Annotated in this window: 7 protein-coding genes; 1 reads left to right on the forward strand and 6 read right to left on the reverse strand. The window is 54.1% G+C overall.

Going from position 1 to position 8,790, the window contains the following annotated elements; genetic code table 11:
- Positions 1-1,125 (forward strand): RsmB/NOP family class I SAM-dependent RNA methyltransferase (locus G5358_RS18870; protein ID WP_421324689.1); only part of this gene is annotated, 1,125 nt, incomplete at its 5' end.
- A gap of 107 nt (positions 1,126-1,232) precedes the next feature.
- Here G5358_RS18870 and G5358_RS18875 read toward each other — a convergent pair.
- The 6 genes from G5358_RS18875 to G5358_RS18900 all read right to left on the reverse strand — a co-directional run bounded on the left by G5358_RS18875 (position 1,233) and on the right by G5358_RS18900 (position 8,492).
- Positions 1,233-1,622: a RidA family protein gene (locus tag G5358_RS18875; RefSeq protein ID WP_421324690.1), complete on the reverse strand. Its 390-nt coding sequence runs from the start codon at positions 1,620-1,622 to the stop codon at positions 1,233-1,235.
- Positions 1,623-1,691: 69 nt separating this feature from the next.
- Entirely contained in the window at positions 1,692-3,986 is a 2,295-nt protein-coding gene (gene pflB / locus G5358_RS18880) for a formate C-acetyltransferase (protein ID WP_421324691.1), read from the reverse strand.
- Between the two features lie 44 nt (positions 3,987-4,030).
- Positions 4,031-5,239, reverse strand: a complete 1,209-nt coding sequence (tdcD, locus tag G5358_RS18885; RefSeq protein ID WP_421324692.1) for a propionate kinase — start codon at positions 5,237-5,239, stop codon at positions 4,031-4,033.
- Positions 5,240-5,440: 201 nt separating this feature from the next.
- Positions 5,441-6,772: a threonine/serine transporter TdcC gene (gene tdcC, locus G5358_RS18890; protein ID WP_139429946.1), complete on the reverse strand. Its 1,332-nt coding sequence runs from the start codon at positions 6,770-6,772 to the stop codon at positions 5,441-5,443.
- 11 nt (positions 6,773-6,783) lie between these two features.
- Positions 6,784-7,788, reverse strand: a complete 1,005-nt coding sequence (gene tdcB, locus G5358_RS18895) for a bifunctional threonine ammonia-lyase/L-serine ammonia-lyase TdcB (protein WP_216951789.1) — start codon at positions 7,786-7,788, stop codon at positions 6,784-6,786.
- Between the two features lie 359 nt (positions 7,789-8,147).
- Positions 8,148-8,492 (reverse strand): Grx4 family monothiol glutaredoxin, encoded by a 345-nt coding sequence (locus G5358_RS18900; protein WP_005353650.1) that lies wholly within the window; start codon positions 8,490-8,492, stop codon positions 8,148-8,150.
- Positions 8,493-8,790: the final 298 nt, after the last annotated feature.

Consider the following 8,790-nt stretch of genomic DNA (forward strand, 5'->3'; position numbering starts at 1 on the left):
CGCGCTTATGCCCGTCACTTCTCCGGCATCGAACTCAAACCGCAAGAACAGGCAAGGATTGCCCTGGTCACCGGCGACCTGCTGCGCCGTCTCAGCCTCTATTGTTTCCTCACCGGTATTCAGGTGCGTCAGGCCGAAAAGAATGTCTGGCCACTGCTGCACAGCTGGCACGCCTTCCACAAAATTGCCCAGCCCAACCACCCGACCCTGGATCGCTTCAATGAAGAAGCATTCCGCCGCCGTCTGACCGAGGCGAAGAAGAACCCGGTATTGATGGATGGTTGCCCGAGCTGGCTGGAGAAACTGGGTAGCGAGCAGCTGGGTGAAGCCTGGCCTGCCGAGCGTGCCGCCCTGGCCTGGATGCCCAAGCGTTACCTGCGGGTCAACACCCTCAAGTGCACCCGTGATGAGCTGCAAGCCATGCTGGCCAAAGAGCAGGTCACCACCATTCCGGTTGAAGGTGTTGAGACTGCCCTGCAGGTCACCTCCGACGCAGCCCTGTTCCGCACCAAGGCCTTTGCCGATGGTTGCTTCGAACAGCAGGACGCAGGCTCCCAGCTGGTTGCTGCTGCGCTGGAAGTTGCCCCAGGCATGCGCGTTATCGACGCCTGCGCCGGTGCCGGTGGCAAGACCCTGCATATCGCCGCCATGATGCAGGGCAAAGGCCGTCTGCTGGCGATGGATGTGGAAGAGTGGAAGCTGGAAAACCTCAAGCAACGCGCTCGTCGCGCCGGTGCCCACAACGTGGAGACCCGGGTCATCACCAGCAGCAAGACCGTCAAGCGCCTCAAAGAGAGCGCCGACCGCGTACTGCTGGACGTGCCCTGCTCCGGTCTTGGCGTACTCAAGCGCAATCCGGATGCCAAGTGGCGTGATACCGCCGAACGTCTGCCGGTGCTGGTCGCGCTGCAGGAAGAGATCCTGCAGCGCTACAGCCAGATGGTGAAAGTGGGCGGCATGCTGGTTTACGCTACCTGCTCCATCCTGCCCGAGGAGAACCGCCAGCAGGTGGACAAGTTCCTCGCAGCCAACGAAAACTTCCGCCTGCTTGGTGATCACACCGTGAGTCCGGCGGCTACCGGTTTCGACGGTTTCTATCTGGCGCGCATCGAACGGATCGCCTGATCCAGAATGACCTGCTCCTTGCGCCCTTATCGCGCACCGCGGGTGCGATGAAAAAAGAGCGGCAGCCCTCGGGCTGCCGCTCTTTTTTATTGGCCGGGATCGCCGCGTCAAGACGCCAGTGCAGCAATCGCCTCTATCTCGATCTTCACATCCTTCGGTAACCGAGCCACTTCCACGCAGGAGCGAGCCGGATACATGGCATCGTGCTCGGTGAAGAAGTCGTTGTAAACCCGGTTGACCGCAGCAAAGTCGTTCAAATCCGAGACAAACACCGTGGTCTTGAAGATGTTGCGCACCTCGCCGCCTGCCGCCTCGACAATCACCTTGACGTTTTGCAGGGAGCGCAGGGTTTGCGCTTCGATACCCTCTGCAATGTCGCCGCTCACCGGGTCCAGCGGGATCTGGCCGGAGGTGTAGAGGATGTTGCCAATCCGGGTGGCCTGCACATAGGGGCCGATGGCGCCCGGCGCCGCTTTGGTAGTGATAACCTGTCGCATCTGTTACTTCCTCGTGCTGACAAACAAAAAGTAGGCCCGGAGCAAACCAGCTCACCCCGGGCATCAGAGTTACATCATGTTGGTGAAGGTTCTGGAGATGACGTCCTGCTGCTGCTCGCGGGTCAGGGCGTTGAAGCGCACCGCATAACCGGAGACGCGGATGGTCAGACTGGGGTACTTGTCCGGATTCTCGATGGCATCCAGCAGCATCTCGCGGTTCATCACGTTGACGTTGAGGTGCTGGCCCCCTTCCACATCCCGCTCATGATGGAAGTAGCCATCCATCAGCCCCACCAGATTGTTCTCGCGATTGGCCGGCTCCTTGCCGAGCGCCCCCGGCACGATGGAGAAGGTATAGGAGATCCCGTCCTTGGCATATTTGAACGGCAGCTTGGCTACCGAGGCGAGCGAAGCGACCGCCCCCTTGCGATCCCGACCGTGCATCGGGTTGGCTCCCGGTGCAAACGGCGCACCGGCGCGGCGGCCATCCGGGGTGTTGCCGGTCTTCTGGCCATAGACCACGTTGGAGGTGATGGTCAGGATCGACTGGGTCGGCACCGCATTGCGGTAGGTCGGCAGCGCCTGGATCTTCCTCATGAAGCGCTCGACCAGATGGCAGGCGATGGAGTCGGCCCGCTCGTCGTTGTTGCCGTACTGGGGATACTCCCCCTCAATCACAAAATCGACCGCCAGCCCGTCAACATCGCGCACCGGCTTGACCTTGGCGTACTTGATGGCCGCCAGCGAATCGACCGCCACCGACAGACCGGCGATACCGCAGGCCATGGTGCGATAGACGTCGCGATCGTGCAGCGCCATCAACGAAGCCTCGTAGCTGTACTTGTCGTGCATGTAGTGAATAAGGTTGAGCGCGCTGATGTACTGCACCGCCAGCCAATCCATAAAGCTGTCGAGGCTGGCCATGACAGTGTCGTAATCCAGCTCCTCGTCCATGATGGGCGCCACTTTCGGGCCAACCTGGATCTTAAGCTTCTCGTCCACCCCACCGTTGATGCAATAGAGCAGGGTCTTGGCGAGGTTGGCGCGGGCACCGAAGAACTGCATCTGCTTGCCGATCACCATGGGACTCACGCAGCAGGCGATGGCGTAATCATCGCTCTCGAAGTCGGTGCGCATCAGATCATCGTTCTCATACTGCAGGGATGAGGTATCGATGGAGACGCGGGCAGCATAGATCTTGAAGGCCCGCGGCAGCCCTTCCGCCCATAGGATGGTGAGGTTGGGCTCAGGCGCAGGCCCCATGGTCTTGAGGGTGTGGAGGTAGCGGAAGGAGTTCTTGGTCACCAGGGTGCGACCATCCAGCCCCATGCCACCAATCACCTCGGTGGCCCAAATGGGGTCGCCGGAGAAGAGGGAGTCAAACTCGGGGGTACGCAGGAAACGTACCATGCGGATCTTCATGATGAAGTGATCGACCAGCTCCTGGGCATCCTGCTCGCTGATAAGCCCCGCCTTAAGATCCCGCTCGATATAGATGTCGAGGAAGGTGGCAGTACGACCGAGGGACATGGCCCCGCCATTTTGCGACTTCACCGCCGCCAGATAGGCAAAGTAGAGCCACTGCACCGCCTGCTGGGCTGTGCGTGCCGGCCCGGAGATGTCAAAGCCATAGCTGGCTGCCATCTGCTTGATCTGCACCAGTGCACGCTTGTGCTCGGCCAGCTCCTCGCGCTGGCGGATCACCTGCTCCAGCTGCTCTCCCCGCTCGAGCGCCGGTTGCAGATCGGCAAACTGCAACTCCCGCTCACGGATTAGATAATCTATGCCATAAAGCGCGACCCGACGATAATCTCCGATAATGCGACCACGGCCGTAACCATCCGGCAAACCGGTCAAAATTCCTGATTTTCGGCAGCGCAACATCTCGGGAGAGTAGACGTCGAACACGCCCTGGTTATGGGTTTTTCGCAATTCGCTGAAGGTATATTCAAATTCGGGATCCATCTCCCGGCCATATGCTTCAAAAGAGCTGCGGATCATATTTACGCCGCCAAACGGGTGCAGTGCTCTTTTAAGGGGCTTGTCGGTTTGCAGGCCAACGATTTTTTCCAGCCCCTGCTCGATATAACCCGGCCCGTGGGCGGTAATTGTGGTGGCAATATTGGTATCAAAATCGACCGGTGCGTGGGTGGCATTCTCGATACGAATCCCCTTCATCACCTTGTTCCATAAAGTGGTGGTCGCTTCGGTGGCATCTGCTAAAAACTGTTCGTCACCTTCATAGGGGGTGTAGTTCTGCTGGATAAAATCACGGACGTTGATCTCGTGCTTCCAGTTTTCACCGGCAAACCCTTGCCATGCCTGACGGAATTTATCCTGATCCAATTGCATATCAACTTTCATCAAATAAACCTCATTCACTACTCATGACACTACAGTGGAAGATGTCAGACGCACTCGGCCTGACGAACCTGCTGCCCCAGACGAATGGCATCCAGCGCGATCATTTTCTCTTCATTGGTGGGAATAACCGCCGCCAGCACCATGGACTCTGCCGCCGAAATAATCCGACAACCCTCGCTATTGGGACGCTGGTTAAACGGCTCGCTGATCGCTACGCCAAATACCTGAAGTCGTTCGCATACCAGCTTTCTGATAAAGGCCGAGTTTTCGCCAATACCGCCGGTGAAAATAACGGCATCCAGTCGGCGCAATGAGGTGGCATGACCACCGATATGGCGGGCAATACGATGGACAAAAGCGTGAATGGCCAATTTTGCCCCGGGATGTCCTTCGTGATAGGCAGCTTCCAATACCCGCATATCGGAGGAGAGCCCCGAAATACCCAGCAGGCCGGACTGCTTGTTCAATACCCGCTCGATATCCTCGATGGATTGCCCCGTCTTGCTGGCGATATAGGCCAGCGCGCCAAAATCGATATCACCGCTGCGGCTGCCCATGATCAGCCCCTCCAGCGGCGTCATCCCCATCGAGGTATCGACGCTCTTGCCATCCTGTACTGCGCAAACAGAGGCGCCATTACCCAGATGAGCAATGACCAGACCGGCATCGTGGCCATTCAACCCAAGGAAGGAGACCGCCTGCTCGGCGACATAGCGATGGGAGGTGCCATGGAAGCCATAGCGGCGCACGCCATAATCCTGCAGATATTGGTAAGGCAGCCCATAGATATAGGCTTCCGGCTTCAGGGTCTGGTGAAAACCGGTATCAAATACCGCAATTTGGGGTTGTGTGGGAAATAGCTGACGAGCCGCCATCACACCACTCAAATTGGCGTGATTGTGCAGGGGAGCCAAGGGTGACACCTGCTTTATTTTGGCCAATACATGTTCATCAATGATCACGGCTTCGCTAAATTCACTGCCACCATGAGCAATTCGATGACCCACCAGTGCAATGGCATCCAGCAGATCCCGTTTTTTCAATTCCGCCGCGATGGCAGCCAATGCACAGGTGTGGTTATTTTCAGCTAATGACATTGCGGGCTCTTTACCCACTTGCAATTGGGGATGGGCCGTCTCAATACCATCCGCCATACCGGATATCACCACCTCGCAGGTTTTACTATCCAGTACCGAGAATTTGACCGACGAAGAGCCGCAATTGATAACCAGAACCAACGAATCAAACTTCATTACATCGCCTCGATATTTATGCTGTCGAGTCACTGCTGTCAGAACATATTTACCACTGTGTTTAGTGGCCAAATAACGGATAGCCTTGCCCTCGGCCCAAATAATTGGGCCAACCAAGAACCGGTTATTGCGCGCTTCTGACTACGCCATGCAGACCCCGCCAAGGGGATCTGAATGGCTGATGACTTGCAGAAAAGGTTTTCAGAACAGCTTGGAAACAATATTCAGGATGGTCAGCACACCTATGATGGTGACAAACAGGTTGCTGGCCTGACCTTTATATTTTGCCAGTGCCGGTGTCTTGTTGACGGCATACATCGGCAGCAGACAGAGCAGGGAAGCGATGATCGGCGCCCCCATTGCCTCAATCAGGTCGAGGATGTTGGGGTTCACATAAGCGACCAGCCAGGTGGAGCCCATGATGAACAACATACTGACCATATTGAGTTTTTTACTGGAAACCTTGCTCTTGTCGCCCTGGTAGCCAAAGCGGAGGATAAGGCCGTTCAACCCTTCCAGCGTCCCCAGATAGTGGCCGAAGAAGGATTTGAAGATAGCAACCAGCGCGATAATGGACGCCGCATACTCCAGAGTGGTGGCAAACGCAGACTTGCTGCCCGTCATCGAGGAGAAGTGGTTGGCCAGATAGGAGAGCACCGGAATATTCTGGGCCTTGGCTTCCGCCATATTTTGCGGCGACAGGGTAAACAGGCAGCTGAAGGCAAAGAACATCACCACGGCCACCATCAGCATGCTGGCACCGGAGATAATCTTCGAGCAGCGCTTCTCGGTAAAATCACGCCCGAACTCCTGCTCATACTCTTCCCGTTTGGAGACAATGAAAGAGGAGACAATCGGCGAGAAGTTGAAGGAGAAGACCATGATGGAGATCCCCAGCCAGACGGTAACCAGAATACCATCGTGACCAAACATCGATATCTCGCTCAGATTGACCTGATCAAAGACGGCACTGTTCCAGTACGGGACGAGGGAGAGAGAGATAACGATCAGACTGGCAATAAAGGGAAAGACCAGATAGCTCATCACCTTGACCATCAGATCTTTACCGAAGTAGATCACGAATGCCATCAACATCAACAATGCCAGTGCAACCACACCTCGATTAAGCGGAACCAACTGTAGTTGATGCTCCCAGAATGCCATAAAGGTATTGGTGATCGTCACACCATATATCCACAGCAGTGGGCAGATGGCAAAGAAATAGAGGAAGGTAATCACTACCCCACCCATTTTGCCAAAATGTTCTTCAACGGTCTCGGTAATATTTGCCGATGGATTGCTGCCAGAAAGACATAATCTGGCCAACGCCCTGTGGCAATAAAATGCAATAGGGTAAGCCAGCACCAACATGATTAATATAGGTATCAGGCCACCATATCCGGCCCGAATAGGGAAAAATAGAACACCTGCACCGATCGCTGTACCAAACAGACCTAATCCCCATGTGGTATCCGATTTACGCCATGCACGTGTATTCTCTTTACTGCCGGTGACAACACTGTCTAATATCATGACTGCATTCCTTACAGGCTAAATTGACGAATATTGTTCTGTTCGATAATTTCGGTGATCCGGGTCAGGTCAATATTGCCACCAGAAATAATACTGACGGTTTTTTTGCCTTCGACATAATGTTTGAGTTTGCCGCTCAGCAGCGCTGCCGAGGCCAGAGCTCCCGCCCCTTCGGTAATCACCTTGTTGCGCTGAATAAGGTCAACCATGCTGTGACGAATATCATCCTCGGTGACCAGTACAATATCATCCACCAATTGTTTGACGATTTCGAAGGTCAGGGTGCCGGGTCTTGCCACGTCACAGCCATCGGCCAGCGTACTGCTGGTTCTGTGATTGGTAATGGTGCCTGCGTAGTATGAAGCCGCCATGCCGTGGACATTCTCCGACTGCACGCCAATCACCCGGATAGTCGGGTTGATGGATTTGATGGCCATGGCGACACCGGCAATCAGACCACCACCGCCAATCGGCACTATGATGTTATCGACATCATACAAATCTTCGATAATTTCTAGGCCGATGGTTCCCTGGCCGGCAATCACTTTTGCATCGTCAAAGGGGGGGATAAATACGCGGCCTTCCATCTCCACGATTTCGCTGACTTTGGCAATGGTGTCATTGAAACTATTGCCATGCAGAATAACTTCCGCCGAATAATCGCTGGTTGCAGCAATTTTTGATTTGGGTGCGCAGCAAGGCATGACCACCTTGGCATCAATTCCCAGCATGGCACTGGACAAAGATACCCCCTGCGCGTGATTACCGGCAGAGCAGGCGACAACACCTTTTTGACGATCCTCCAGACTTAATGAACTGAGTTTGTTGAAGGCACCGCGAATTTTAAAAGAGCCTGTACGTTGCATGTTTTCAAGCTTGAGGTAAACCTCGCCATGGCAACGTTCGCTGATGTAGTTAGAGGGTAATTGCGCGGTCTTGTATATATGGTTGGTCAGTCTTTTTTTGGCTTCGGTAATATCATGAAGACCAATGGGCAGATTGCTATACATCTTCATCGCAAATCTCTTTTTATTTATTAATTTGTAGGGTTTTATTTCACTGGGCGAAGCGATACTAGGTTCTATCACTTGCAATTAATGTGAGCATAAACACAAAAAAATCTACAAAGAGACTGCGTTACGGTGAAATTATCAAAAAATGTGATAGCAGCAACACTTGAATCCAAAATGATTAAAAAAAGTAATCGCAGATTGGGAAATCAATATGGTTAACAACTCCAAAACAAAGCGGCAAAGATTAGATTTTTCAGGGCGAACGCGTTGCTTTTTGCAACCGACAATCAGTTGCTTGCCTGCCAGAACCGGGATAATAAAAAAGGAGCCGATGTGGCTCCCTATCGACAACACAGGACCGATTACTCGGCTGCTGCATCATCTTTCTTGTACTTGGCAGCAGTCTCTTTGATCAGAGCCTGCAACTCGCCAGCCTGGAACATCTCGATCATGATGTCACAGCCACCGATCAGCTCACCTTCAACCCACAGTTGCGGGAAGGTCGGCCAGTTGGCGAATTTTGGCAATTCGGCGCGGATATCCGGATTCTGCAGGATATCAACGTAGGCAAACGGCTCGCCGCAGGACATCAGAGCCTGGGAGGCCTGGGCAGAGAAGCCACAGCTGGGTAGCTTGGGGGAGCCCTTCATGTAGATGATGATGGGGTTGTCAGCCAGCTGCTGCTTAATCTTTTCAATAGTTTCCATAGGTGCCTCACTAGAGCGATTTCGGCGGCCATTCTACTGCAATCTTGCCCGAGCACAAACTGACAAAGGGGTGACCCGGCTCGAATTGTGCAAAGAACCCACACAGGATTGATCGCGATCATGGCGCCAATCAAGAGTTGTTAGGCCATCTTTGATACTGCTACAATCCCTTGGCTTTGGGCTACCCAGCCCCATCATTTTAAAAACAACTCTTTTCACATATAGAAAAGAGTACGCAATGTCTTGCAACCGTCGCCTTCGCACGGTCCAGCCAATGGAGAGTAGAAAATGGCATTCG

Source organism: Aeromonas sp. 604176 (genome assembly GCF_049170755.1).
Lineage (GTDB): Bacteria > Pseudomonadota > Gammaproteobacteria > Enterobacterales > Aeromonadaceae > Aeromonas > Aeromonas veronii_A.